We start from the raw sequence: 26613 nt of genomic DNA, 5'->3' as shown, positions 1-26613 counted from the left end.
CGCCTGAGTCTGCTTTTTAACCGCATGAATAAAAAAGATAAAATTTGTTGTTGACCTAGAATCTTAATCCGTTAAAGTACGCCTCGTTCTCACGGCGAAGGTCGTTAGAGCAGGTGGTGTTACCATCGCATTGATTGCGTTGCCCTGGTGGTGGAATTGGTAGACACAAGGGATTTAAAATCCCTCGACGTTCGCGTTGTGCCGGTTCAAGTCCGGCCCGGGGCACCATCCGAAAATTGAGTGGGTGAATTTAATATCCCGCCGTCGAGTTGACCGGCCGAGTGTCGGACCATCAATTCCGGCTCGGGGCACTATCTCAAATTATGCGACACTAGCTCAGTTGGTAGAGCGCAACCTTGCCAAGGTTGAGGTCACGAGTTCGAACCTCGTGTGTCGCTCCAGTTGAGGCGCCTTGGCAGAGTGGCTATGCAGCGGATTGCAAATCCGTGGACCTCGGTTCGATTCCGGGAGGCGCCTCCATTATCTTTCCTCGTAACTCAAACATCTTTGTTCCTAAATTAAACCCGAAGCTTCAATTCAGACCTCTGACCATTCAAGAACTTCAGCAAAACTAACTTCTTCAAATTTCGAAAATAAGTGCATTTCATCGCTATTTACCGACGTAAATTCGACATAAGCCTCATTTTACACTTCTCATCACTCTCGTTAGTTCCCAAAATGCACATTCAACTCTATTAACAGAACGTTGTTAATTATAAACTGAGTGCATTGCTAGAATCTAATTGATAACATCATATATAACGTTTTGTTAATATATAACATTTAGATTTTAGCTCAGGATGAGCCCATTTTGTTTTAGGGAGAAGTACACGTGTTATGTCATTTAAGCAGGCGATTCGTAGCCTTATTGTTGGGTGCTACGTCATTTACTGCTTTTGCCGCATCTATGGCTAGCTATCCGGAAGGGTGGCAGGAATGGCCAGTTGTTAAAGAGTCACAAAACCTACCTGCAGACACGATTCTGCCTCCAGACACCTCATTGTTTATTCAAGAATCCGTTCGTGCTTACAGTTGGATTAATAACGGACAAGGATCACCGCTTACGATCCGTGTGAATCCAAAAAAGATTGAACAGTACAAAACCCATGGTCCATACACAGATGGTCCTACGGCAGTCGCGATTTCCGAGGTCGATGGCATTGTTTGGGTGACCGAACACATCGGTGGTATGGCGATTTATGGAAGTTACGATCGTCAAGGCAAAGATATTAGCCACACACATCCCTCATTAGAGCCTTCATTTTGCCAAAGTTGCCACACTACGTATCAAGACATTTGTATTAATGGTACCTGTGCTGAGCCAGTTTTGGGCGTTTATAAAGATAAGCAGTAGTTTATTGTGAGTAATCGAGTTTTCGGCTGGTTGACGATTAACCAGATGCTATTTGTTTCGCATTTGGTGTTGGTTCTGTCCATCATTCTAGGTCTGTCTTTCACGCGCTTTCAAAGCGAATGGAACATGGGTATTGAGCATGCCGCTACTATGGCGAAAACTCATCTCTCTTCTCAAATGACTTTCCTTTCGGGATCGATAGCAGGTCGCAATTACGCTAACTTAATGATGCCATCGACTAAGGCTAACTTGAGTGCGATAGACGACCTGCTCTTTATCGAAATTTCCGGCGTTTCCGATTACAAAACCCAGACGGTTGCTGTACGTTACTTGGCGGAGTCCAATCAGGTGTGGCGTATCGATGTAAGCGATCTTGAAGTGAATGTTTTAAAAGACCAAAAGGGCAACTTAGTTCGAATGTTGTCCATGACGCCAGAAAAAGACGAGATCAAGCGTAATAAGCTGCAATATTTGATAAACAAGACCAACGTTGATTTAGAGGCGTTGCAAGCGAGTCAGTTACTCAATCGTAATACTGAACTGCCTTGGAATAAGGACTATCTACGCCAAACGGATTTTTACTACGATTCGACACTGTCGGTACTTCACGTCTGTTTACCGCTACGCAATATTAATGGCGGTTACATTTGGGCAGTGCTAGATGCAAGTGACCTCGATACTATTAAGGTCACCTTGATTAAAGAGCTGATCAACGAAGCCTTGATTGCCGCGCTTATTTCAATGGTCTTGATCTACATGGTGACAATGTGGATTGTGAGTCCGCTTAAACGTCTCTCTCAATCAATGAAAAAAGACATTGAGAAGATCGATCAATCACACATTCCTGAGATCAAACGCTCGGATGAAATCGGCGAACTGGCTCGTTCATACTCAAGCTTAATCACCAAAATTAAGAACCAACTAAGAGTGCTTCGCCAGCAAACAGATACCGATACCTTGACCGGAATCGGCTCACGCTATTTGTACAAGCGCAGTGCGCCTGTCTTTGTTCATGAAACCTTGAGCAACATGAAGTACGCCTGTTTCGTTTTGTGTGATATCGATAATTTCAAAAAATTTAATGATACTTACGGGCACACTGAAGGGGACAACGCCTTGTGTGATGTCGCTGAAGTCTTTCGTTCTCAGCTAGGTAAAGATCAACCTTCGTTTCGCTTAGGCGGAGAGGAGTTTGCTTTGCTTATCTACGGCAACACTTTAGACGTGTTGAACTCCAAAGTTGAGCACTTAAGACGAGCAGTCGAAACACTTGCCATCCCACATATCAAAAACCTGCCATCTGAAGTTGTGACGATTTCAGTGGGTGCGGTTCCACTTACAAAAGCAACGCCACACCTTGATTTAGAAGCCTGTGAAAAAGCGTTAGAGCAAGCCTTTGAAGTTGCAGATAAGAACTTGTACACAGCAAAAGATAAAGGCCGAAACGTTGTCATTATGGCAGAACCTATCAGCCTGTAGTTTTTAGTTTCATTCCATTTAATTCGGCCGTTCGGCCATTTAAGACCAAAGAAGAGAAAGGAGTCTCGATGCATAACATCGGAGAGGATAAGCATAACTGTCGCCCCCAAACACGAGTCTGGGTCGACACAGATATCACGGTCGGACATCACGATGGCTTTAAACTTTGTGATGTCGATGATGGATACGCGTTAGGTTTACTACTAAGAAGCCAAGAAGTTGATATCGTTGGAGTAAGCTCGACACTAGGCAATTGTGACGACATTGAAGTGACCACAAGTATTGCGACCACTTTCATTAAGAAGTTTGGACCGACTTACCTCGAAGTGTCGCAAGGGAGTGCTACTTACTTAGACTCTACGAAAGATATTCCCCCAGCCGTCAACGATCTCGCCACTCAACTAGAACAAGAGCCATTAACCATTCTTGCAATTGGCGCACTGACCAACATTGCTTTGCTCATTCGTCACTTCCCAGAACAAGCTAAGAATATTGAAAAAGTAGTGTGTGTCGCGGGTAGACGCAGTGCAGAGCAGCACTTTGTTGCCAGCAAACGCCAGCCGAGACCATTTCGAGATTTAAACTTTGAAGTCGATCAAGCGGCTTTTCAAGTACTGCTCGATAGCGATATCCCAGTAACACTTGTTCCATTTGAAGCTTGCGCGCAAGTTTGGATTAACTTTAAAGAGCTTCATAAAATGAGCCACGGGAGCAGTCTTAGCCATTTCTTAGAGTCCCATTCCATTGCATGGTGCGCTGAGTGGGAGGTGATCTTTGGTGCGAAAGATGGCTTTATTCCTTTTGATATGGTGGCTGCCGCTTACGTTGTGAATCCAGAATGGTTTATTTCCCGCCATTGGAAATCAAAGGTAGAGCTTGCTGAGAGTGATACAGAGAAACACGAAGAGAAAGCATATCTGATCTGTAACGAATCGATAGAGCAGGGGCGAGAGCTCGAATATGTGGTCGAAGTGTCACCGGATGCAGAACCAGAAATGCTCAAGCGTCTTGCAGAACGCGACATTGGTGCTTTCGTGCTTGGCTTATCTCACATCAATGTCATTGTTGATGATGTTGATTTGGCAGCGGATTACTATCAGCGCGTGCTTGGATTTGAGCGTGCAGTCGATGCTCAAAGTCAAAAGATGGATTACCGCAGTGTGAGTATGGCCGAGTTTAACCAAGATGCAGGGTTAGGTGGGCAAGATGTCGTTGTTGATGTGTTATTTGTAAAGCATCCTTACGCATCAGTCTATCTTGAATTGATGAAATATCACACGCCAGTTGGGGCAACCGAAATACCACCTCAACCAAAAACCTACGATATAGGTGGCCCACGTCATATTGCCCTCGAAGTCTCAAACTGTAGTGAGGTGTTCCGATACTTGAAAGAGCAAGAGGGCGTAACCATGATTGATGACTCAGATAACTATCACCCAGAAAAATTGGACGGGTTCCCGATCTCGTTTTTCTACTGGATAGACAAATATGGCATTCAATGGGAAATGGAAGAAGGGCGTAGAGTAGGGACATCTCGCGGAATTATTTAACACAACCCTATAAAACCCACTTGAATCTGATTAAAAAGCAAGCGTTTAGTCGTTTGCTTTTTCTTTGTTATGAAGAAATATGACATTTATATTGGGTTGATATTAGTTGGGTTACAGAAATTTTGTTTGAATTACGAAAGCAAAGGTTTAAATGCTGGTTAAAAACTGCTCCTACCCCTTTAGGGTAGTTTGATTCTGTAATTGATTTACATCATGTATTAATTTTCTTTCACATTTAACAATGCGCTCAGTGATAAGAACCTAACCCTTAGGAAGTACAATGAGCAAGTTGAAGCTAGTAGTCATCGGTAACGGCATGGTAGGCCACCGTTACATTGAAGACTTAGTCGAGAAAGCTGATATGTCTAATATGGACATTACGGTTTTCTGTGAAGAACCTCGTGTCGCATACGACCGTGTGCACCTTTCCTCTTACTTTTCTCACCATACTGCAGATGAACTTTCTTTAGTGAAAGAAGGTTTCTACGAGAAACACGGTATTAACATGCTGATCGGCGAACGCGCGATTAACATCAACCGTGAAAACCGTATTGTTTACTCAAGCACTGGTCGCGAAGTTCAATACGACAAGCTGATTCTTGCTACTGGCTCATTCCCATTTGTTCCACCTATCAAAGGTCACGAAAGCAAAGACTGTTTTGTTTACCGTACTATCGAAGATCTTAAAGCGATCGAAGCGTGTGCGAAGAAAAGCAAATCAGGCGTTGTTGTCGGTGGTGGTCTGCTAGGTCTTGAAGCAGCAGGCGCATTGAAAGCACTGGGTGTAGAAACACACGTTGTTGAGTTCGCGCCAAAGCTAATGGCTGAGCAACTTGACCTTGCTGGTGGTAACCAACTTCGTCAAAAGATCGAGCGTATGGGTGTGAACGTTCACACCAGCAAAAATACGCTTGAGATTGCGGCAGAAGGCACAAACGCACGCAACGTTATGCGTTTTGCTGATGGTTCAGAGCTAGAAACAGACTTCATCGTATTCTCTGCAGGTATTCGTCCACAAGACAAACTAGCACGCCAAATGGAGCTTGAAGTGGCACCTCGTGGCGGTGTTGCTATCAACGACCATTGTCAGACTTCTGATGAGAACATCTACGCGATTGGTGAATGTGCGTCTTGGAACGAAATGTTCTACGGCCTTGTTGCTCCTGGCTACAAGATGGCGACAGTTGCTGTTGATCACCTACTAGGTAACACAGAAAGCAAATTCGAAGGCGCTGACATGTCTGCGAAGCTAAAACTGTTGGGCGTGAAAGTAGGTTCAATAGGTGACGCGAACGGTCGTACTGAAGGCTGTAAGAGTTACGTTTACCAAAACGAAGAGCAAGAAGTTTACAAACGTCTTATCGTTTCTGAAGACAACAAGAAACTGCTTGGCGCGGTTATGGTTGGCGATACGTCTGACTACGGCGACCTGCTTCAACTTATGTTGAACGAAATCGACCTACCAGAGCACCCAGATGCGTTGATCCTTCCTGCACACGCAGGCGCTGAGAAACCAGCACTAGGTGCAGACGCTCTACCAGAAAGCGCAGTGATTTGTTCATGTTTCGACGTGACAAAAGGCAAGATCGCACAAGCGGTTGCTGATGGTCACCACACATTGGGCGACATCAAAGCCGTGACTGGCGCAGGTACAGGCTGTGGTGGTTGTATTCCTCTAGTGACGTCTGTTCTAAATGCTGAGCTTGCTAAATCTGGTATCGAAGTGAAGAACGACGTGTGTGAGCACTTTGCATACTCACGCCAAGAGTTGTTCCACCTAATCCGCATTGAAGAGATCAAAACGTTTGATGAGCTTCTAGAGAAATACGGTAAAGGTTACGGCTGTGAAGTTTGTAAACCACTGGCTGGTTCTATCTTGGCTTCTTGCTGGGGTGAGCACATTCTTAAGCCACAACTGGTTAAGCTGCACGACACGAACGATAACTTCCTAGGTAACATCCAAAAAGACGGTACTTACTCTGTTATCCCACGTATGGCGGGTGGTGAAGTAACACCTCAAGCATTGGGTGCGCTAGCGAACGTTGCTGCAGAATACAACCTATACACCAAAGTAACCGGTGCTCAACGTATTGGTCTGTTTGGTGCTCAAAAAGACGATCTTCCAGAGATCTGGCGCAAGCTTATCGACGCTGGTTTCGAAACAGGTCAAGCATACGCAAAAGCACTTCGTATGGCGAAGACATGTGTGGGCTCAACTTGGTGTCGTTACGGTGTTCAAGATTCTGTTGGTCTAGGTTCTTACATCGAGAACCGTTACAAAGGCATTCGTACACCTCATAAGATGAAGTTCGGTGTTTCTGGCTGTACTCGTGAGTGTGCGGAAGCACAAGGTAAAGACCTTGGCATCATCGCGACTGACGCGGGCTGGAACATGTACGTATGTGGTAACGGCGGTATGAAACCTCGTCACGCAGACCTACTTGCAAGTGATCTAGATAAAGAAACGCTAATCAAGTACATCGACCGCTTCATGATGTTCTACATCCGTACTGCTGCGCCACTACAACGCACATCAGTTTGGATGGAAAACATGGAAGGTGGCGTTGACTACCTACGCGAAGTGATTGTTAACGACAAGCTTGGCATCAACGCTCAACTAGAAGCTGACGTAGCGAAGCTTGTAGACGAGTACGAGTGTGAGTGGACTGCGACCATCAACGACGAATCACAACTGACTCGTTTCGCGCACTTCATCAACTCTGACAAGCGCGATGACAACGTTGTGTTTGTACAAGAGCGTGAACAGCACCGCCCAGCAACCTTCACGGAAAAACACCCTGAAGCGAAAGGCGACATCCTACACGTAGCGATCACTGAAGCATAAGGGAAGGTTGATTATGTCATTTGAAAAGATTTGCCAAATCAGCGACATCGTACCGGGCACAGGTGTTTGTGCACTGGTTGATGGTCAGCAAGTAGCGGTATTCCGCCCAACACAAGCAGAAGAAGTGCTGGCGATCAGCAACACTGACCCGTTCTTCAAATCAAACGTGCTTTCTCGCGGTTTGATTTGTGAGCACCAAGGCGAGCTTTGGGTGGCAAGCCCACTTAAGAAGCAGCGCTTTAACCTGACAACAGGTGCGTGCATGGAAGACGAGCGTTTTAGCGTGAAAGCGTACAAAGCGCGCGTAACCAACGGCGAAGTAGAAATTTCTGCATAAGCTTGGTTTCCATTCCCTCCTCTAAGGGGGAGGGAATTAACCGAAATCTAGATTTAATAGGTAAAGGCTTTCCGTGGTTCATCTGCGGGGACAGGGAAGCTAGGTGTTACTCAGCGGCAAGCCTTTCTCTATTCAATCTTAAATTTTTAACTTTCACTTTTGAATAAGGACACATTCATGTCTACTGATTATAAGCCTGCAGAATTCGTTCAAACCATGATCAACGTGGGTGAAGCGAAAACCAACACTAGCACTCGCGATTTGTTACTTCGCGGTACTATGGCGGGTATTATCCTGTCGCTAGCGGTTGTTGTTGCTATTACCACTATGGTTCAAACTGGTATTGGCATCGTGGGTGCGCTTGTCTTCCCAGTTGGTTTCGTGATCCTAAGTGTGATGGGTTACGACCTAGTAACCGGTGTTTTTGGTCTAGCGCCTCTGGCTAAGTTTGCAAACCGTCCTGGTATCACTTGGGGTCGTATCTTCCGTTGTTGGGGGCTTGTAGGCTTGGGTAACCTTATCGGTTCTCTAATCGTTGCTTACCTTGTGGCTATCTCACTAACAGGTAACTTCTCTCTAGAACTGAACGCAGTAGCGAAGAAGTTTGTCGCTGTTTCTACCGCGCGTAGCCTTGGTTTTGAAAACATGGGTATGGACGGATGGATCACGTGTTTCGTACGCGGCATCTTCTGTAACCTAATGGTGTGTCTAGGCGTTATCGGCAACATGACAGCACGTTCAGTATCTGGTCGTGTAGCAATGATGTGGTTCCCAATCTTCATCTTCTTCGCTCTAGTATTTGAGCACACAGTAGTAAACATGTTCCTATTCCCACTAGGTATGATTCTAGGTGCGGATTTTGGTATCGCGACTTGGTTGAACTTCAACCTTATCCCAACCATCCTAGGTAACATTGTTGGTGGTCTAGTAATGACTTGTATTCCACTGTACCTAACTCACGCTAAAACAGCGCCTTCTATCAATGCTGAAGAAGAAGTAAAAGCACAACCTGCAATGGCTAAGTAACCATTAACGGGTAATTCGCTTAATATGGTCCCGCTTCTGGATGGGCGGGACTATTCTCTAACTAGATTTCAATTTTTAACTTTCACTTTCGCGACATATTTTATTGGTTTAGCTATAAAAAGTAATAACTCCTTAGAGTGGTTTTAGCCCTAAGTGCATAACGCGAGTGTTACTTTTTATATCTAAATTTTTCGATAGGCGTTGATATGACTACTGCTCACTCATCTTTAAACAGCGGCTTTGTTTCTCTTGTTGGTGCAGGTCCAGGTGATCCTGATTTGCTTACAGTAAAAGGCTTAAAAGCCATTCAAGCGGCTGAAGTTGTGGTGTACGACCGATTGGTGTCGAAAGACATTCTTGAATTGGCTCACGCATCAGCAGAGATGATCTACGTAGGCAAAAAACTGGACTTTCACTGTGTGCCTCAAGATCAAATCAACCAAATCTTGGTGCAGAAAGCGCAAGAAGGTAAGCGTGTTGTGCGTCTGAAGGGCGGTGACTCATTTATCTTTGGGCGTGGTGGTGAAGAGCTAGAAGAACTAGCGGAATTTGGTATCAAATACGAAGTGGTTCCGGGTATCACAGCAGCAGCGGGTGCAACGGCTTATGCTGGTATTCCATTAACACACCGCGACCATGCGCAAAGCGTTCAATTCATCACTGGTCACGTACAAAAAGATGGTCGTGAGATTGAGTGGCATTCACTGGCGCAATCCAACAACACGCTTGTGTTCTACATGGGTTTGAAGCAAAGCGGACACATTATGGATAAGCTGATCACTCATGGGTTAGATCCTGAGATGTCATGCGCCATTATTGAAAACGGTACGCGCCCAGAGCAGCGCGTGTTCCAAGGAAAGTTGAACGAGCTATCGAGCATGGCAGAGCAAGCCGTGAGCCCAGCATTGATTGTGGTTGGTAGCGTTACTCAGCTGCACAACAAATTGGATTGGTTCGGCAATTAACCGAAGACCTAATCCTAAGTATTAGATCGCGCAAGGACTGCGTTTCTGCTGCATCTCTCTTTTACGCATTGGCATTTCATCAATCAGATTGTTGATGAATTGCCAATCGGTCTTCGCTCCCCAGCGGTGTTTCTCTTCACCATCTTTACCTAATAGAATCGCCGTGTGTTGGCCTTGTTTCACTTCGTAAAGTTTGGCTAACATTTTCAAATCAAACTCTTCTTTTAGCCATGATGGTTGCGTGTAACCGTCTTCGGCAATAACGAGCGTAATAACGTCACGGTCTTCTAGTTCGCATTCATTCATCAGTGCCTCAAGCAAAAACTGCTTAACGTGGTCGTCATTTGCAGGGGCGAAATACAGCACGCTGCGGTGCGGCCAATACTGAGAGTGCGCTGGATATCCAAATGCAGCACTTGATATGAGGCATGAAAGCAACAGGGCAATGGTCGTCTTGTTCATGGCTTCACTCCTTGAAACTCGAATATCAAGTTATACGATAAGTTTAGTGGAATTAGCTCATTGTGCTTTGAGCCAAAGTGGCATAGGGTATGCGACAAACAAATAAAGCGTATTAAGAAGATGAATTCGGATAGCAACAAACAAAAGATCGCAATCTTGGTCGATGTACAAAACGTTTACTACACGTGCCGTGAAGCGTACGGCAGCAATTTTGATTACAACCAGTTTTGGTATGTTGCGACACAAGGGAAAGAAGTGGTGAGCGCACGAGCTTATGCTATTGCTAGTAACGACCCTAAGCAGCGTCAGTTCCACCATATTCTTCGGGGTGTCGGATTTGAGGTGATGTTGAAACCTTACATTCAACGCCGTGACGGTAGTGCGAAAGGTGACTGGGATGTGGGTATCACCCTAGATGCGATTGAGATTGCGCCGGAAGTGGATGAAGTGATTCTGGTATCTGGCGATGGTGATTTCAGTTTGTTGGTGGAACGCATTCAGCAACGCTTCAACAAGAAAGTTACCGTCTATGGCGTGCCAAGGCTAACTTCCCAAACCTTGATTGATTGCGCTGACCATTTTGTTGCTGTCGATGACGACTTTCTTCTTTAAGTTTTGCTTGCGCTAGAAACAGATAAAAGAAAAGGGCGAGTCACTTCAGGCTGTACGCAAACGTACAATGACTCGCCCCTTATTTCTGATTTAGATGATTTACGAAGGAATGATCATTTGTCCTAGTAAGTAACCCAAACAACACGCACCAATCACGCCGATTAAACCCACAGACATGAATGAGTGGTTGAAGTACCACTTACCAATCTTAGTTGTACCTGAGGTATCGAAGTTTACAGTCGCGATATCTGAAGGGTAGTTTGGAATAAAGAAGTAGCCGTAAACCGCTGGCATCAAGCCGATAAGCAGTGCTGGCTCCAATCCTAGACCTAAACCGACTGGCAACATCATACGCGCTGTTGCTGCTTGAGAGTTCACCACTACAGATACGATGAATAGCGCAAGCGCGAACGTCCAAGGGTAGTTGGTTACCATCTCTACGATGCCGGATTTAAATTGAGGCATTGCGTATTGGAAGTAGGTATCTGACATCCATGCAATACCGAAGATAGCAATCGCCGCCACCATACCTGATTTGAACACTACGCCATTTGGTACATCGCGAGGATCGGTCTTAGTTGCTAGCAAAATGATACCGCCGAAGCAGAGCATCATCATTTGAATCACAACGGCCATACTGATTGGTTTTGCACCTTCAACGATGGTACGAACCTCTGGCCACATCGCAATAACGACAATCACAAGAATCGATAGGATGAACAGTAGAACAGAGTTACGTGCACTCGAAGGTAGCACTTCATCCAATGATGTCGCGGTTGTGTTTAAGATCTTGTCACGCCAAACCGGATCTTTTAGGCGCTCTTGGTACTCTTCATCGTCTTCCAACTCTTTACCGCGTTTTAGGCTGTATAGAGACATCAACAAGGTACCAAACAAGGTTGCTGGCACGGTAACGAGCAAAATAGAAAGTAGTGTGATCTCGTGTTGGATATCAGACAATTGTGCAAGGTAATAAACCACTGCCGCTGAAATTGGTGACGCAGTAATGGCGATTTGAGAAGCAACCGATGCTGCTGCCATTGGACGCTCAGGACGAATGCCGTTTTTAAGCGCAACGTCGCCAATGATTGGCATGATAGAGTAAACCGCGTGACCAGTACCAAGTAGGAAGGTCATAAAGTAAGTCACGAACGGCGCAATAAGAGTGACGCGTTTAGGATTCTTACGTAATACGCGTTCTGCCACCTGCAACATGTATTTTAAGCCACCTGCGGCTTCAAGAATGGAGGCACAAGTCACCACCGCTAGGATGATCAGCATTACGGTCACTGGTGGAGACGTTGGAGGCATCTTGAAAATGAAAACCTCAATGACCAAACCAATACCAGAAACGACACCAAGACCAATGCCGCCATACCGTGAGCCGATATACAGCATCACGAGCAAAAATAGAAACTCAAGATACAACATGTTTAATTTCCTTATTAGAAACAGGGACTTCTATTGTTTCGATATTGAAGGAAAAAATACTTAGCCTTGTTCACATTCCGTTTTATAAGAAACAGCAATGTCCAATAATTGGGAATAACTCACGCTGAGCCGTGTCAGTGTTAATAGTGGTTTGAAAGGGTGTTGAAGGAATGTTTGAATCGTCGTCAGCTAAGGTTACAGCGGTCCATTTTGGTGCAAGGATTTTCAGTGGTTTTGAGCGCTTTTTGGCCTAGATGATAATTTAAACGATAGGCGTTAGATTTTCAGGTGACTTAATGCCAAGTTAACCTTAGTTAAAATAAAAAAGCCGCGTTATGCGGCTTTTCTTTTATGCTTCGTCAGTTGTTTGAGCTTCTTCACTCACTTGCGAAGTTTGCTCAGCTGCTTTTTCTTCAGCTTCCATCTTCGCGCGCTCTGCTTTTGAGATATAGCGAGGCTTGTTGCTCTTATGAAGCTTTGCATTTTGTTTTTTCAACTTCGCTTTTAAGATCGAATTGATTTTCTTCTTGCGGTTCATGGTGTTGGTCCTTTAATTTAGCGGGGCAGGATAGTGATTTTTCCACCAAGTTACAAGCCTAATGGATCCCTTATGAAAACACTTATTACAGAACGCCTGACACTTCGTCTTGTTAGTGTAGAAGATGCGTCGTTTATTTTAGAACTCTACAATCAGCCTGACTTTTATCGTTTCGTCGGTGACAAGCAAATTCGCACCTTAGAAGAAGCAAAACGTTACATCCAAGACAACATGTTAAGGATGCAAGAACTCAAGGGCGTCAGTTTGCTGGTGGTAGAAACCAATCATGATAAACGACCTATTGGCATTTGTGGTTTGGTCAAACGCGACACATTAACGGCGTTTGATATTGGTTACGGTTATCTACCTAGCGCTTATGGCAAAGGTTACGCAAAAGAAGCGGCGAGTGTCGTGGTCGATTTTGCTCGTGACGAGATGAACATAGATAACTTGGTCGCCATCACCAATAATGACAATATTCGTAGTATAAGTTTGCTAGAAAAATTGGGTTTTCAGTTTGAACGTGTCGAGCAGACTTACGATAATGGCCGTACATTGCAACTCTATACCATGAAGTTGTGACCCGATAAGAGGTAACTAAAGCTTTTTGGTTAGTGCCCTATAGTCAAGGTCTCTGAGCCAAAGCTGCTTTAGATTGAGGAAAGAATGAGCGACATTTTACTAGGCAAACTCGCCACAGAATTTAAAACCGTTAAAGCGATGGTGGAGGTTTACTGTAAAGACCACCACGGCACCAAAGGTGAGTTGTGCGCGGAATGTCGTGAACTATTAGAATACGCGGAAGTGCGGCTTGATCGTTGCCCTTATGGAGAAGATAAGCCGACTTGCAACAAATGTCCGATTCACTGTTACAAGCCGGAGCCGAAAGAACAAATGCGCTTAGTGATGCGTTACTCAGGGCCGAGAATGTTGCTTAAGCATCCAATCTTGGCAATTCGACACTTGATGCATGAGAAACGCGAGGTACCTGATAAACCTGCTGCCAATGCGTCGAATCGCCACAAACGGATGAGTGCAGAGCGCGAAGCTAAGAAATCCTAGCCAACATAAGACTTAAGAGGTGGTTACGACCGTTAAGCTCTTAATCCAATACTTTTGCGTGTACCTGCGGTAACACAACGCCAATTTAACGACTTCTTCAGCGATCATGAGCGCGTAAACGTATTTGAATTCCCAACCTAATACAAACGCAGCAACCGCACACAAAGGCAGGCCTGTCATCCACATCGCGATAAAGTCCATGCGCAAGCAAAAGACGTTATCGCCACCCGCACGAATGATACCGTTGATGATGATCATGTTAAGCATGCGAAGCCAAATCGCGCTGCATAAAATCACCACCGCAGGCGCTGCAAGTGGGTAAAGTTCAGGGTTGTCTAAGTTCAAAGCAGCAATGATTAATTCTCGGTTTAGTAGCAGTAACGCGCCAACAGAAATACCAAACACAAACACCGCTTTAATGAAGAAGCTTGCCATGTGCTGAGCTTGTTCAAAAGCATCACGCCCTAACGACTGCCCAATCATCACTGAACACGCGACCGATATACCGAAGAAGATGGAATAACATAGCGACTCAAACGGGCCTAACATGCTGAATACCGCAAGCTCTGTCGTGCCCATGTGACCAAAAATCATTTGATACACCATGGTGCCAATAGCCCATAGTAGCGCACCTAAGGTCATTGGCAGCGCCAAGCGGCGGTAAGAGAGCCACAAAGAGGGACGCTCAGAACCTTCTTTCACTTCCAATAACCAATGCTTACGCCAACGCATGTAACCAACCATAGCCAGCACTTGGAACAGGCGAGAAATTGTTGTTGCTAGAGCCGCACCCGCAACACCCATTGCTGGTACACCGAAACCACCTTTAATGAGCCAGAAGTTCAGTGCGATATTGAGAACAATCGTCACTGCGCCCAAAAGTAAAGGAGTGACGGTGTCACCAGAAGAGCGCATGCTCGCTTCTAAAACAATAATGATATGAGTGAGTAACAGAACAGGAAACGCATACCAAAGATAGGTGGAGCCGAGTTCGATGACTTGCGTATCGTTGGTTTGTAGACGCATGATCAGTTCGCTACCGACTGTGATTATCAGGGTAACAGGAATCAAGACTTTTAAACCAAATCGAATCGCTATACCAGTAACGGTTTTTGCGCTTACTGCGTCATCACGTCCCCAATATTGAGCTACAAGCGTACCATTTGCAGACGCTAAACCTGCCATGATCATAATCGCGACAAAATGCCATTTTGATGCAATTCCCACAGCTGCGGTTGCTTCTTTACCAAAGTCACTAACCATGAGAACATCAGCCAAGGCGAGAATCGCCACCAACGCACTCTGGATCGCGACAGGGAAACCCAAGCGGATGATCTGCTTCAGTAGCCCGCTAGATAAAGAGTTGTCGCTGTTTTTGATACCAATGTTGTTCGTCATAGTTACTCCTCGAAATTTGTGAGGAATATAAAGCCAATAGGGACAGAAATACATGTGCGAAAAACCACAAAACCTGTGCAAATCCGTCATCGAACAATTTGCCATCAAAACAGAGTGGCATGACGATGTACATTTAGCACCCGCATGTAAAGAACGATTCCTGACCCTAACTGAAATCCCTGAATGGAAACGAGCAGATATCTTTATGGCGGGGCTTGCTGAACTGCGCGATGGTTACCATGTCGAGCGAGACAAAGTGGGCGTTCATACCTTGCTGTTTACCATTGAAGGTGGCGGTGTTTTGATTACACCGGATTTCGTTAAAGAAATTGAGCCTTATACGCTGACTATTTTGCCCGTGGATACGTGTTTTCGATTTGAAATGAATCCAAGCAAAGGACTCTGGAAGATGGTTTGGCTTCTGCCACAAAATACCGATGCTTGGCAGCATCTTTCTGACTTGGGGCAAACCGTGGTGCCGTTTAGGGGCTCTGAGCAGGTATGGTCATTGATGACCTTACTCTATAACGAAATTGGGGGACGAACGGGGTTTCGTCAGTTGTTGATCAGTGAAGTGCAACGATTGGTAAAAAGTGTTGAAACCCCAATCAGTACGTCGCTATCGCGCGTTCAAACCCTCTTTAACGAAGTTGAAGGTCAGTTACACTTGCCGTGGACCATTGCCGAAATGGCAAAGCAGTGTTTTATCAGTGAAGAGCAGTTCAATCGTTTATCTAAACAGCTTTTCAATATGAGTCCGAGAAGCAAGTTAATTGAGCTTCGTATGCACAAAGCCGCAGACTTATTGCAGTATCCAGCTTGGTCAGTCGCTATGATTGCCAACCGATTGGGTTATCGCGATCCTTACAACTTCACTCATCGATTTAAAAAGTTCTACGGCACTTCGCCAACACGTTATCGCAAGAGGCTACTGGAGAATCAAAACCAATGAGTCGTTTTGATTTTTTATGATCGATAAAGTAGAGAATTCAGAAACAAAAAAACGAGGGCATTGACCCTCGTTTTTGTTTGTCTTTTTGGAAAGGCTTGAATTACAAACCCGCTGCCATTTGATGCTTTGACTTGGTCGCAGCGATTAACATGTAAATGCAAGTTGCAAGCAATGCTGCGAACAGGTAACCCAACAAGCCGTGCATTTGACCCATGAACTTATCAGCGACCACCGGGCCTGCTACCGAGCCTACGCTGTAGCTGAACAACATGACTTGCGTTGCAGACACGATGAAACGTTCGTCCAAACCTTCACAACCCAGGTTAATTGCAATTGGGTATAGTGCGAATGTTGCCATGCCCAATAGGAACAGTGCTGCTGCCAATACTACCGCTGACGATGAAACGAAGGTCAGACCGATAGAGAAAATACCAAGGATACAGAAGAACGCCATTAGCACTGTACGCGCCATGTACTTGTTTAAGGTTGTCACCATAGGTTGAACCAGCATGCCGCCAAGGATCACAAGTGCCATTAGAGTGCCAATGTCTTGGTGGCTGATTTTGCGGTTTGCAAGTTCAACAGGCATCAAGCCGTAAATCGCACCTAAAGTAAGACCAGACACTACACAACCGATGATCGCAGCGTGGCTTAGTTTAGAAATTTGTTTAAACGACAGTGCAGTTGATTCATGGCTGTTTGGTTGTTCACAATCGATGAACAGTAGCACTAGCATTGCAATTAAGATCAGTGTTGTGATGGCAATAAAAGGAACACCGCCGCTCACACCAAGGATACCGATACCAAACTGGCCCAGTGCAGAACCACCGTATAGTGACAGCATGTACAGGCTTAAGCGTTTAGCGCGTGATGCTTCATCACCAGACATTAGCCATGATTCAACAATGACAAATACGCCAGCGACCGCAATACCTGCGATAAAACGTGCGACAAGCCATACCATGCCGTTAGGGATAATAGGCAGTACGATGATCGTTAGTGAGAATGCAGCTAAGCTACCTACAAACGCTTTACGGTGGCCAACGTTGCGAACAATACGTTCAAAGAACATTGCGCCGATCAATAGACCGCCATAGAACACACTCGCCAACCAACTCGCGTAATCAGCAGAGATGTTGTATTCACCAAGCATAAGAGGGATCAAGCTCATCAAATAGCCTGACGCCACTGCATAAAGAGACAGTGCTACGACAGGAACTGTGACTCGTGGTGATGCTGCAGGAATGGCTGTGTTTTCCAATGTTTTGCGCCTATAAGTTAAGTAAAAATCCGGGGTTATTCGGCGCGAATATGAGGCTAATTAATAGGCAAGTAAAACGATATATTTGATTCGTTTCGACAAAAGAAATTTATCGAAATTCTATGGGGAAATGCTGCATAAAAACGCCAGCCTGTAAGCGAGGCTGGCGGAAGGATTTATTTGCTAAGTGCTTGATTTAACCATTGATCGAATTGAGTCTTCGGTAGGGCGCCGTTGATCATATCCACGCGCTGGCCATTCTTGAAAACCATAATGGTTGGGATGCTACGAATACCAAATTGAGCGGCAAGCTGCTGTTGCGCTTCGGTATCAATCTTGACAAAACGAGCGTTTCCGGTCTGTTCTTGTGCCACATCCGAGAAAACAGGCGCAAAACCAACACATGGATTGCACCACGGTGCCCAAAAATCCACCACAACTGGCGTGTTACTTTCTAGCAGCGCCGAGAAGTTATCGACAGTGCCTTCTATCGGTGCACCATCAAACAGGGCGTTTTTGCATTTACCGCAACTTGCAGCTTCTGCAACTCGCTCATTAGGGACACGATTTAAACCGCCACAAGACGGGCAACGAGTTTTAAACGATGACATGACTTCTTCCTTTATGACAACTTGATGAAAACATGACTTACCAGTCAGCCTCATAATTTGTATACTTATTTTTTAGCCTGCCGAATTATAAGACGGCAAGTCTGTATTTGGACCCGAACAGGTTCTAAGAAATTTCATTAAAATACAACAATAAATAGGTCTGCGATGACAAATTACTACGCTGAAATTACCGGTTGGGGAAAATGTCTTCCACCAGCCACGCTCTCTAACGATGACCTTAGCACTTTCCTTGAAACTTCAGATGAATGGATTCGCACCCGTACTGGTATTGAAAACCGTCGCATCAGCCACGTAAACACGTCTGACATGGCAACGGTAGCCGCGCAACACGCGATGGCTCGTGCAGGTGTAGAAGCGAGTGACATCGACCTAATCATTGTTGCGACATGCTCTCCTGACTCTCTTATTCCAAACATTGCTTCTAAGGTTCAGCAAAACCTTGGTATTCGCTCTGCTGCTGCATTCGATTTAAACGCGGCATGTACTGGCTTCGTGTACGGCCTAGAAACAGGCACACGTTTGATTCAATCGGGCAACTACCGAAACGCAATCATTATTGGTGCTGAACGTCTTTCTTTCTACATCGACTGGGCAATGCGCGACACTGCTGTACTGTTCGGCGATGGTGCTGGGGCCGTTGTTCTGACTCGTACGGAGCAAGAAACTGGTCTACTGCAATCGCAAATTGGTTGTGATGCAAAAGGGCGCGATATCCTTTCTGTACCTAAGTTTGGTACATGCATGGATCGCTTTGCGGAAGACAACGGTTACTGGGACTTCAACTTTGTAGGTCAAGAGATCTTCAAACGCGCCGTAAAAGGCATGGGTCTAGCGGCGAGAACGGTTCTGAAAGCTTCAGAACTAACCACAGATCAAATCGACGTGGTAATCCCGCACCAAGCAAACATTCGTATCATCCAAACACTGTGTGACCTTTCTGGTATCCCGCAAGAAAAAGCGTTTGTGAACATCCAAAACTACGGCAACACTTCGGCAGCGACGGTGCCAATCGCATTGTGTGAAGCGCTAGAGCAAGGTCGTGTTAAGCCAGGCGACAACATGTTATTAGCAGCGTTCGGTGCTGGCCTAACATGGGGTGCAGCTGTGTTGAAATGGGGTGACCGCGTAACGCCAATTGCTGAAAGCGACGCTGCATTACCTGAGAGTGACAAGTCTGCACTTGAGCTACTAGAGCGTGCTATCAAGCTTTGTAATGAACGTCCACGTGGTGAAGACGCATAACTAGCGCTGGCGGCTAACTGGTCAAAACAACTAACAAGCAAAAGGGAGCCTAACGCTCCCTTTTTTGTGCCTATCTCACACGTGTTAAGACATAAAGGTGTTAAGACATAAAACCGAGATTTGATGAAGAGAAGTTTCGGATGTTGGGGAACACGTAATCCAACGCTGCGCCATCGGTAATGCCCATCCATTGTGCGAGTGTTGCGCCCACTTGATCAGTACCGATTTTCGGAATCAAACGTCCTTTCGAGTAATCATCTTCGCCATCCAATACCAAGTCAGGCCATGTTCCAATTGGCTTCGACCCGTTAACCGCGCCACCCATAATAAACTGATGTCCGCCCCAACCATGGTCGGTACCGTTACCGTTGTTTGTCATGCGGCGACCAAAGTCAGACATAGTAAATGTAGTGACATTGTCACGCATTCCAAGTGCATCGATTGCTCGATACATAGCAAACAGGTTTGTCGCTAAGTCTCCCAACAATGCAGGGTGTTTCGACAGTTGCGAATCATGAACGTCATAACCAGTATGTTTAACGAAGAACACTTGCTGCTGTTGATTCAACTGGCTCTGGCTCGCAATCAATTTGTAGACCGTCTGCATTTGCTTACCGAGCGTGGTAGAGGAAAACAGCGGTGCATCCTCTACATTGTGCAGTTGCTCTGCCAACACGCCACTCATGGTCATAGACTCATCAACCATCAGATTAAAGTGGCCACTGAATGGATTATTAGGAGAAGTCGCCAAGAGTTGGTCATAGACCTCTTTGTAAAGTGGGTTGCCAATCGCGCTCAGCTGCACGGCTCGGTCTTTCTTAAGCACGGTTTGTCGGTGTTCAAGGGAGCGTAGCCACAAGGAGTCACCATGAACACTGTACAGCGGCGTAATCTCTGAGTGTGAGCTCATGACGTCAAGCATTCTTCCTGCCCAGCCTAGGTTTGTGAACGTGTTCATGCCGCCTCGCATTAAGGTGTTGCTTTGCGAGTTGTGAGAAAAGAGCTGATCAGGCAAAGCAACCTCACCAGATTCAATCATCTGTTTCGTCATGGGTTGCTCAAGGACACCACTGTTAAGAACGACAGTGGCATCACCGTTATCGAACATTTCAGACAGTCGCGCTAACTTTGGATGCATACCCAAGGGTACGGTATTGCCTTGGTTGTCTGTGGCATTTAACCCAATAGGTATGATGCTGTTTTTGGCAACAGAGAGTTTGCCTCTCACATTGGCGTATTGGTCGTAATGGAAGCCGGACAAGGGCAGGAATGTATTAATAGCATCATTACCGCCAGACAAATACACACAGATAAGCGCACGAAACTCATTGGTTGGTGAAGCCATTGCATAACCTGGTAAACCCACGGAAGCCATTGCGCCCAAAGAAGCCGTACTTTTCATAAAATTGCGTCGTGAAAGTTTCATAATTCGCTCCTAATTTTGAATGTAGAATTCGCTGCCAGAAATCGCGGTAAAAATCACTAAGGCAAGTTTGGTGGTAGGAACATAGTTGGTTTGGTATTTGTTGAGTGCGTTATGCATGATTTGCTTTAGCTGCGGAGAAGCCGTGCCCGCAAAGAAACGCACATCGATGGCCTCAACTAATGCCTCATGATCATCAAGTAACTCGTACAATTCAGCCATATCCAATGAGTAAGTCGAACCAGAACCTTTACGCACGCTGTAAAGCATGAAATTAACCAACTCTGTATATACCGACCAATCCAATAGTTCGTACTCAGGCGAAACCATTCCTGTAAACACAAAGTCGGCTGAAGGCTGATAATCGGGCGAATAGAAGTTAAACACAGAAGGTGACCGTAATGGTCCTTGATTGGCGATGTTCATCAAGGATACCGCGCCATCGTATCGTGCAGCGTTGAGTGTAAAGCCCGCCGCACGATGGAAATTGGTGAGCACCAAGATTGGCTCTTTTACTTTTGTTGGGCGAGTGGGTGTTTTCCCGCGAGCCTCGTCATCAAGTAAGATCGCTCGGATGACAGCATTCAAATCGCCCTTCACATCATTGCCGTTGTTATTGAAGATGGTTGCGACTCTTGCAATGTATTCTGGTGTTGGATTAGAGGTCACAAAGCGTTGGATGAGCAGTTTAGAGACAAACGGCCCGATATTGTCGTGACTCATCAAAATATCAATGACACGTTCCAACTCCTCTTCGGCGGTCAATCCCGCAGGGATCTTGCTACCGAGTACGTGTTTTTCACCAGTGTCATGACGGTTTTTAATCACGCGCATAGGCTTCACAAACGCAGTGTCTGACTTGTTCCAACCCGTCAGCGCGCGAGCGAGTTCTTGTATGCCTGTTTGTGTGTAGGTCGCGAGCGCATGCCCAGTTTCTAAATCGTATTTGACGCTACCGTCTAAGTTCAATTGATACAAACCGATGGTGAACAGTTGCATCAATTCACGAGCAAAGTTTTCATCCGGAAGTGCGCCTGTCGCGGGGTTTGCTTTTGCGCTTCCCATCATCGACAAATAGTTTCCCATGGCAGGGTGCATAGCGGTTTTTAGCAGCAAGTCACGATAGTTGCCAAAGGCATTTTCGACCAGTAAGTCATAATAATTGACCAGACTTTCCGGCTTGCTACCGAGTAGGCCGCCATATCGGGATACAACGAGAACTTGGCTAAGAGCAAAGGCCATTCTTTGTCTGAGTTGATCTTCGGAAGTGAGGACAATTTGATACCAAGCGTTTTCTCGGTTTGCTTGTGCCCCTTTACTAAAAGGCGTGAAGTAAAGATCACTGTGATAAGTAGGAGGGAGAAGTATTTGTTCTGTAATCCAATCCTCGTAATTGGTTTGGTTTATTTGGTCGATCAAAGCAGGAGTGGGACCAAATGTGGTTTGATATAGAAAGCGTGCAGTTGGTAGATCTGGGTCGTCTTCGTCCGCCGATACTGGTCCTACAAAAAACAACAGCATGGCAACAAAACCTAGCACCCAACAAGAAATTTCGTTTTGTTTCTGACGTCTCATAGTTAACTCGCTTACCCAAAGGAACGACTTAAATCCATTTAACGGGAGTCATGAAGCTCGAAATGAGCTAATTAATAAATTTAGTGAAATCAAGCAGCTGCAAGACGGATTATAGACGGTAAAAATCACTGTCAAAGTTATTAATTGCAGAGAATAGTCTGGTCAGGACTTAATTTAAGATAAGAAAAAACAGATAAGTGACTGAATAGTATTGCTGCCAACCTCTTGTGATCGAATTCAAATAAAATGTGAAACTTTTTTGAATAAGTAGAAATATTGCACGGGATAACATGTCAGAAATCACTTCTGACTTCATAATGATATAACAGTTAGTTTGGTGGTTTTGAGCTTTTAAGACAATTGGATCTAAAAAAGTATGCCAGAGTGATTACTTTACTGATCGATTTATTATTTAAGTTGCATAAAGCGTGAATAAGCTCACGATTGTACATAAATCGCACAAATAAATGCGATCAATAGCTAACATTTACCGGGTCGATGAGTTCGACACGGTTCAATCCGCAGCTAGTAAAGAGGAGAGGTAATAGCTGCACCATAAATGTTGGATAGGAGAGCACACATGGAAGCTCGCAAAACTATGCTCGCTATTGTTATTGCATCTACGGTCGCTGCGTGTGGCAGTGATGACAATGATGAGAGCGCCAGTCAAACGTACACACTTAATGGTACCGTCGTGGATGGGTACATCTATAACGCCTTAGTCTGGATGGACATCGATAGAGATGGTGAGCCAGACGCCGATGAACCTCAGGCAAACACTGGCCTTGATGGTACATATTCATTTCAAATCTCAGAACAACAAAAGGACGCCTTAGTGGGTGTGCCGATTTTGGCTCAGTTAACGAACGATTCTGTCGATGTGGGGACTGAACCCCCAACCACGATGGAAGAGTTAGAGCAGAAAATAGCTGCTAATGAAGCACAAAAGGTCTTTGAAGATGCTGAAAATGGACACTCCATTGTTCTTGGGATGCCACCTTTAACACAAGCCGACTTTGATGATCTTGAAGACGGTGAACTCGATGGTCAGGTCATCAACCCTTTTACTACCCAAGTTCATGAAGAGCTGACATCTCGAGTAAGCGCCGTTCTGGAAGATCAAAACCTCGATGAGTTGAGTGATGAGGAAATAGGAGCGCTGCTTGTTGCACTTGGAAGCCTAGTGAACCAAGCAATTGACGATGCAGTCGACGAGTTAAAAGAAGAGCTCGAAGATAGCACCTTGACCGATGAAGAACTTAAAGACCGTTTGATGGGGGATTTTATCGCTGAAGGCGACACAGGCGAAATTCTCGAACTAGCTGAAAGTAAAGTCGACGAACGCGTATCGGATGAGCGAGTTGCCGAAGAGCTAGAAGATGAATACCCCGATGGTAAGGTGACCCATTACTCGTATACAGACAGTTACTACGGTACGCCGGACAACATGGACATCTCATTGGACTTCACGGTAGAGGGCAGTGAAACGGAGATCGTCGATGAAACCTCGAACACATTGACCTATCAAGCCACGGCTACGGAATATTATGAGCGAGCCGGCGTAAAAACGGTGTTCAGTACGTTTACAGAGGAAGCGGTGCAGAACCTCGATGACGGTACCTTCACGGCCAAGATAACGTTTAAAGCAGACTTGAACTTCGATGGCGAGTTTGATTTCACCAGCCACGTATATGATGTCGGTGTTGCAGATGAAGGGGAGACTCGCGGTCAGTGGGAATTTACCCGTTACGTTGATGAATCCAACCCTGCCGATTCTGGTGGTGACAGCGTCACTACGAATGATCCAGAACGCGAGTTAAGTTACAGCACGGTGGATTTGTTTGCAGAAGCGGTCATGGCCGGCGATATGTCTGGTGTGGACTTACTTCAAACCATGGTTGAGGTAGAAGAAACAACGGCAGATTATGATTACGAATCTCGTGAATTTAAAGAGTACGACCTAGATGCTGCAGTTCCTCTAGAAGCGGCCACCTATGCGCAAGTTCGTGAACGATGGGACTATGTGGATGGTGGTAACAAAGAAGTCATCATGCATGACTGGGATGCAGACGGTTCAGTTAATGAAACGACAACAAGTATGAATAATGCCGATGGCTCCGAGTCATATACGAAAGCAGGCCCAGTTTGGAACTGGGATGGTTCAGTTAGCTTCGAATACCAAGTCAATTATTGGGAAGAATATACCTATACCAAGGGTGTCAACGACGACGGTCAGAAAATCGAAACGAGTGTCGGTGGCAAATATATTCTCGATGACGCTAACGCGGTCAAGAAAGTTGATGAGAATGGCGATGGTATGATGTTCAACCGTTGGGACGAAGTGAAAACCTATTGGTCAGAGATAGATATTCGTACTCATGTTGAATGGCAACACTTTGCAATTGAAGGGTATGACTATACCTTTAATGATGGTGGACAAAAATACAGTACTCTGATCAACGACAATTACACCGGTTATCCTGAGTACGTCGGTCCTTATATTGAAGACTTAGTTGAACTGGTCGATGGTTGGATCGAAGAAGAGTTGTCTGAACAAGCGATATGGTTGCGAGTGATTGGTGAGTCTATTCGTGGCGTGAGTCGCAGTGAAGGTTACGATTACTGCGAGGTCAATGCGACTGGGGCATCAGTCAATGCTGCGTTGTTTGCGACAGAGCTGACAAACTGTGGTGGCTTACAACCATTAACGGAGGATGACGTTGTCGATTCAAGACTGACGAGACGCAAAGGAAACGGAGTCGAAGTTCGTTTCTGGGATATCTATGAAGGTGGTATGGCCGATCGCGAGACTTGGAAAGCCGACGGCAATACTGAAAACCTCGGGTGGGATTGGAGTATCACTTCAGAAGGATACTTAAGGTTAAGCAAAGGAGACGATTTTGTTCGTTTGATTGCGCCTTACTTCAAAGGTGAATATGGTGCTGCGGTTATTATCTTTGACGAGTACTCAGATACAAGTATGAACGAGATGTGGAGTACGTATTTTGTCGATACTGTGGATTTATACATACCACCACAACCTGAGTAAAAAAGCCAAGTTGCTTGCAGCATCAATAACGAAATAAGCACAAGAGCTTAAACTAAAAAGCCGCTCACCCATTGTATTAACACGAGTGAGCGGCTTTTTGTTTTAACGAATTAGGCTCAACAGCTTATTTTCTTGCTAGCTTATGATGCGCTCTAGAAAAATGATCGGCACAGAATGCGCCAACAATGGAAAGCTCGCCCGCCAAACATAGGCCAGCAGCGACTTCTGCTAACGCTTTTGCTTTGCCATTGCCGTGCAAGCCAAGTATATCCAAACACGCTTTTTGAGTTGGTAGACCAGTACCACCGCCTACAGTACCAACCATAATGTTTGGTAAAGTGACTGACGTATACAAGTTACCGTGAGAATCTACATCCATTCTAGTAATACCAACCGCAGATTCTGCAACGCACGCTGCATCTTGTCCGCAGGCGATGTACAAAGCGGTGAGGGCATTGGCGTAGTGCGCATTGATACCGATAGTGCCGCTTAGTAATCCACCTACAGTATTCATTTTGCCAAACTTCACCATCGCCTCTGGTGTGGTGTGCAGGTATTTCTCGACCAAAGCTGCAGGAATCGCCACTTCAGCTGACACTTTTTTACCGCGAACCGAGCGTAAAGTGTGGGCGTTGGCTTTCTTATCACCAGACAAGTTACCGTCAAGGTAAGCATCAATCGGTGCGACTGGACTGTGTTCAAGAATGTAATGGAAGACTTTGTGTGTCGCGATGGTCACCATGTTCTGGCCAGATGCGTCGCCCGTCACGTATTCAAACACCAAGTAAACATGATTACCTTCGATGTTAACGTTGATGTCTTTCAGCTTGCCGTGCGTGGTGGTGGATTCCGCTTCTTTACGGAAGATATCATATTGAGTGACCACCCAACTTACGAACTGCGCTGCTTCTGCAAGTGATTGGAAACCAAACACCGGAGTACGACTGACGCCTTCGCTGATCAAAAGTGTACTTGCACCACCAGCTGCGGTAATCAAGTTCGCGCCGCGGTTATAAGAAGCAACAAGCGCGGCTTCTGTTGTTGCGAGTGGTACTAGGTAGTCGTCATTCGCGAACAAGCCGTTAATACGTAGAGGCCCAGCAACACCGACAGGGACGTTAACAGTACCAATAAAGTGTTCAATGTTGTTGGCGTATTGGTCGTAATGCGATTGTGTGAAAGGATCCAGAAGAAGATCTTTGTCCGTCATCGATTCGAGTACTTTCCAACGGCGTTCAATGTGCTTTTCCGTCAGACCCGCACTGAGGCAAAGTTTCTTTTCTGGCTTGTGGTATTTCGGTTCTAATGCCGATTGTACTTTTTCGCAGGTTTCATTATCAGAGAGTGCAGAGCTATTCCTTGCGCTGTCTAAATTTAATTTCGGCATACAAACGTTTCTTTATTCATTTGGTTTGGAATT

Annotated in this window: 22 protein-coding genes and 3 tRNA genes; 16 read left to right on the top strand and 9 right to left on the bottom strand. The window is 45.5% G+C overall.

Annotation, left to right across the window (positions count from 1 at the left end):
* Window positions 1–141 precede the first annotated feature (141 nt).
* The 10 genes from ATB78_RS22095 to cobA all read left to right on the top strand — a co-directional run bounded on the left by ATB78_RS22095 (window position 142) and on the right by cobA (window position 9556).
* A tRNA-Leu gene (locus ATB78_RS22095) sits at window positions 142–228 on the top strand.
* 97 nt (window positions 229–325) lie between these two features.
* Window positions 326–401: transfer RNA gene (locus ATB78_RS22090), tRNA-Gly, on the top strand.
* Window positions 402–406: 5 nt separating this feature from the next.
* A tRNA-Cys gene (locus tag ATB78_RS22085) sits at window positions 407–480 on the top strand.
* 352 nt (window positions 481–832) lie between these two features.
* Window positions 833–1354 carry a hypothetical protein gene (locus ATB78_RS22080; RefSeq protein WP_027726757.1) on the top strand — a complete coding sequence of 174 codons (522 nt, stop codon included), beginning with the start codon at window positions 833–835 and terminating at the stop codon, window positions 1352–1354.
* Window positions 1355–1480: 126 nt separating this feature from the next.
* On the top strand, window positions 1481–2833 hold the full coding sequence (locus ATB78_RS22075) for a sensor domain-containing diguanylate cyclase (protein ID WP_061010620.1): 1353 nt from the start codon (window positions 1481–1483) through the stop codon (window positions 2831–2833).
* 68 nt (window positions 2834–2901) lie between these two features.
* Window positions 2902–4383 carry a nucleoside hydrolase gene (locus ATB78_RS22070; protein WP_061010519.1) on the top strand — a complete coding sequence of 494 codons (1482 nt, stop codon included), beginning with the start codon at window positions 2902–2904 and terminating at the stop codon, window positions 4381–4383.
* Window positions 4384–4663: 280 nt separating this feature from the next.
* Complete coding sequence (gene nirB, locus ATB78_RS22065; RefSeq protein ID WP_009705342.1) at window positions 4664–7228, top strand: nitrite reductase large subunit NirB; 2565 nt, start codon at window positions 4664–4666, stop codon at window positions 7226–7228.
* A 13-nt stretch (window positions 7229–7241) separates the two neighbouring features.
* Window positions 7242–7565, top strand: a complete 324-nt coding sequence (gene nirD / locus ATB78_RS22060; protein ID WP_061010517.1) for a nitrite reductase small subunit NirD — start codon at window positions 7242–7244, stop codon at window positions 7563–7565.
* Between the two features lie 177 nt (window positions 7566–7742).
* Window positions 7743–8591 (top strand): formate/nitrite transporter family protein, encoded by an 849-nt coding sequence (locus ATB78_RS22055; RefSeq protein ID WP_005427050.1) that lies wholly within the window; start codon window positions 7743–7745, stop codon window positions 8589–8591.
* 206 nt (window positions 8592–8797) lie between these two features.
* Window positions 8798–9556 (top strand): uroporphyrinogen-III C-methyltransferase, encoded by a 759-nt coding sequence (gene cobA / locus ATB78_RS22050; protein ID WP_061010514.1) that lies wholly within the window; start codon window positions 8798–8800, stop codon window positions 9554–9556.
* A gap of 21 nt (window positions 9557–9577) precedes the next feature.
* Here the strand turns inward: cobA and ATB78_RS22045 are convergent, their stop codons facing one another.
* Window positions 9578–10018 (bottom strand): DUF4174 domain-containing protein, encoded by a 441-nt coding sequence (locus tag ATB78_RS22045; protein ID WP_005440978.1) that lies wholly within the window; start codon window positions 10016–10018, stop codon window positions 9578–9580.
* A gap of 120 nt (window positions 10019–10138) precedes the next feature.
* Here ATB78_RS22045 and ATB78_RS22040 point away from each other — a divergent pair, with 120 nt between their 5' ends.
* On the top strand, window positions 10139–10630 hold the full coding sequence (locus ATB78_RS22040) for an NYN domain-containing protein (protein WP_061010513.1): 492 nt from the start codon (window positions 10139–10141) through the stop codon (window positions 10628–10630).
* A 99-nt stretch (window positions 10631–10729) separates the two neighbouring features.
* On the opposite strand, the gene ATB78_RS22035 is transcribed toward ATB78_RS22040, so the two are convergent.
* Both ATB78_RS22035 and ATB78_RS22030 read right to left on the bottom strand, forming a co-directional pair.
* Window positions 10730–12061: an anaerobic C4-dicarboxylate transporter gene (locus tag ATB78_RS22035; protein ID WP_009705346.1), complete on the bottom strand. Its 1332-nt coding sequence runs from the start codon at window positions 12059–12061 to the stop codon at window positions 10730–10732.
* 349 nt (window positions 12062–12410) lie between these two features.
* A complete protein-coding gene (locus ATB78_RS22030) occupies window positions 12411–12599 on the bottom strand; it encodes a DUF2986 domain-containing protein (protein ID WP_020196844.1) in 189 nt (62 codons plus the stop codon).
* Window positions 12600–12671: 72 nt separating this feature from the next.
* Between ATB78_RS22030 and ATB78_RS22025 the strand changes: the two genes are divergently transcribed.
* Window positions 12672–13181 carry a GNAT family N-acetyltransferase gene (locus ATB78_RS22025; RefSeq protein ID WP_061010511.1) on the top strand — a complete coding sequence of 170 codons (510 nt, stop codon included), beginning with the start codon at window positions 12672–12674 and terminating at the stop codon, window positions 13179–13181.
* Window positions 13182–13265: 84 nt separating this feature from the next.
* Window positions 13266–13661: a nitrous oxide-stimulated promoter family protein gene (locus tag ATB78_RS22020; protein WP_045478125.1), complete on the top strand. Its 396-nt coding sequence runs from the start codon at window positions 13266–13268 to the stop codon at window positions 13659–13661.
* Window positions 13662–13673: 12 nt separating this feature from the next.
* Here ATB78_RS22020 and ATB78_RS22015 read toward each other — a convergent pair whose 3' ends face one another.
* A complete protein-coding gene (locus tag ATB78_RS22015) occupies window positions 13674–15059 on the bottom strand; it encodes an MATE family efflux transporter (RefSeq protein ID WP_061010509.1) in 1386 nt (461 codons plus the stop codon).
* A gap of 52 nt (window positions 15060–15111) precedes the next feature.
* On the opposite strand from ATB78_RS22015, the gene ATB78_RS22010 reads away from it, so the two are divergent.
* A complete protein-coding gene (locus ATB78_RS22010; RefSeq protein ID WP_061010507.1) occupies window positions 15112–16011 on the top strand; it encodes an AraC family transcriptional regulator in 900 nt (299 codons plus the stop codon).
* Between the two features lie 100 nt (window positions 16012–16111).
* Here ATB78_RS22010 and ATB78_RS22005 read toward each other — a convergent pair whose 3' ends face one another.
* On the bottom strand, window positions 16112–17272 hold the full coding sequence (locus tag ATB78_RS22005; protein ID WP_061010505.1) for an MFS transporter: 1161 nt from the start codon (window positions 17270–17272) through the stop codon (window positions 16112–16114).
* Window positions 17273–17448: 176 nt separating this feature from the next.
* Window positions 17449–17883: a thioredoxin TrxC gene (trxC, locus tag ATB78_RS22000; RefSeq protein ID WP_005443913.1), complete on the bottom strand. Its 435-nt coding sequence runs from the start codon at window positions 17881–17883 to the stop codon at window positions 17449–17451.
* Between the two features lie 165 nt (window positions 17884–18048).
* Between trxC and ATB78_RS21995 the strand changes: the two genes are divergently transcribed.
* Window positions 18049–19146, top strand: coding sequence for a ketoacyl-ACP synthase III (locus tag ATB78_RS21995; RefSeq protein ID WP_061010503.1), 1098 nt, complete (start codon window positions 18049–18051; stop codon window positions 19144–19146).
* Window positions 19147–19246: 100 nt separating this feature from the next.
* Here the strand turns inward: ATB78_RS21995 and ATB78_RS21990 are convergent, their stop codons facing one another.
* Together ATB78_RS21990 and ATB78_RS21985 are read right to left on the bottom strand one after the other, a co-directional pair.
* A complete protein-coding gene (locus tag ATB78_RS21990; RefSeq protein WP_061010502.1) occupies window positions 19247–20572 on the bottom strand; it encodes a DUF1501 domain-containing protein in 1326 nt (441 codons plus the stop codon).
* Window positions 20573–20581: 9 nt separating this feature from the next.
* Window positions 20582–22144, bottom strand: coding sequence for a DUF1800 domain-containing protein (locus ATB78_RS21985; RefSeq protein ID WP_061010501.1), 1563 nt, complete (start codon window positions 22142–22144; stop codon window positions 20582–20584).
* A gap of 580 nt (window positions 22145–22724) precedes the next feature.
* On the opposite strand from ATB78_RS21985, the gene ATB78_RS21980 reads away from it, so the two are divergent.
* Window positions 22725–25193, top strand: coding sequence for a hypothetical protein (locus ATB78_RS21980; protein ID WP_061010499.1), 2469 nt, complete (start codon window positions 22725–22727; stop codon window positions 25191–25193).
* Between the two features lie 124 nt (window positions 25194–25317).
* On the opposite strand, the gene ATB78_RS21975 is transcribed toward ATB78_RS21980, so the two are convergent.
* Complete coding sequence (locus ATB78_RS21975) at window positions 25318–26580, bottom strand: hydroxymethylglutaryl-CoA reductase (protein ID WP_061010498.1); 1263 nt, start codon at window positions 26578–26580, stop codon at window positions 25318–25320.
* Between the last annotated feature and the right edge of the window lie 33 nt (window positions 26581–26613).

Source organism: Vibrio sp. CUB2, assembly GCF_001557945.1.
GTDB classification, from domain to species: domain Bacteria; phylum Pseudomonadota; class Gammaproteobacteria; order Enterobacterales; family Vibrionaceae; genus Vibrio; species Vibrio owensii.
The sequence above is the reverse complement of the archived record's forward strand: the minus strand, read 5'-3'. Positions and strand labels throughout refer to the sequence as shown.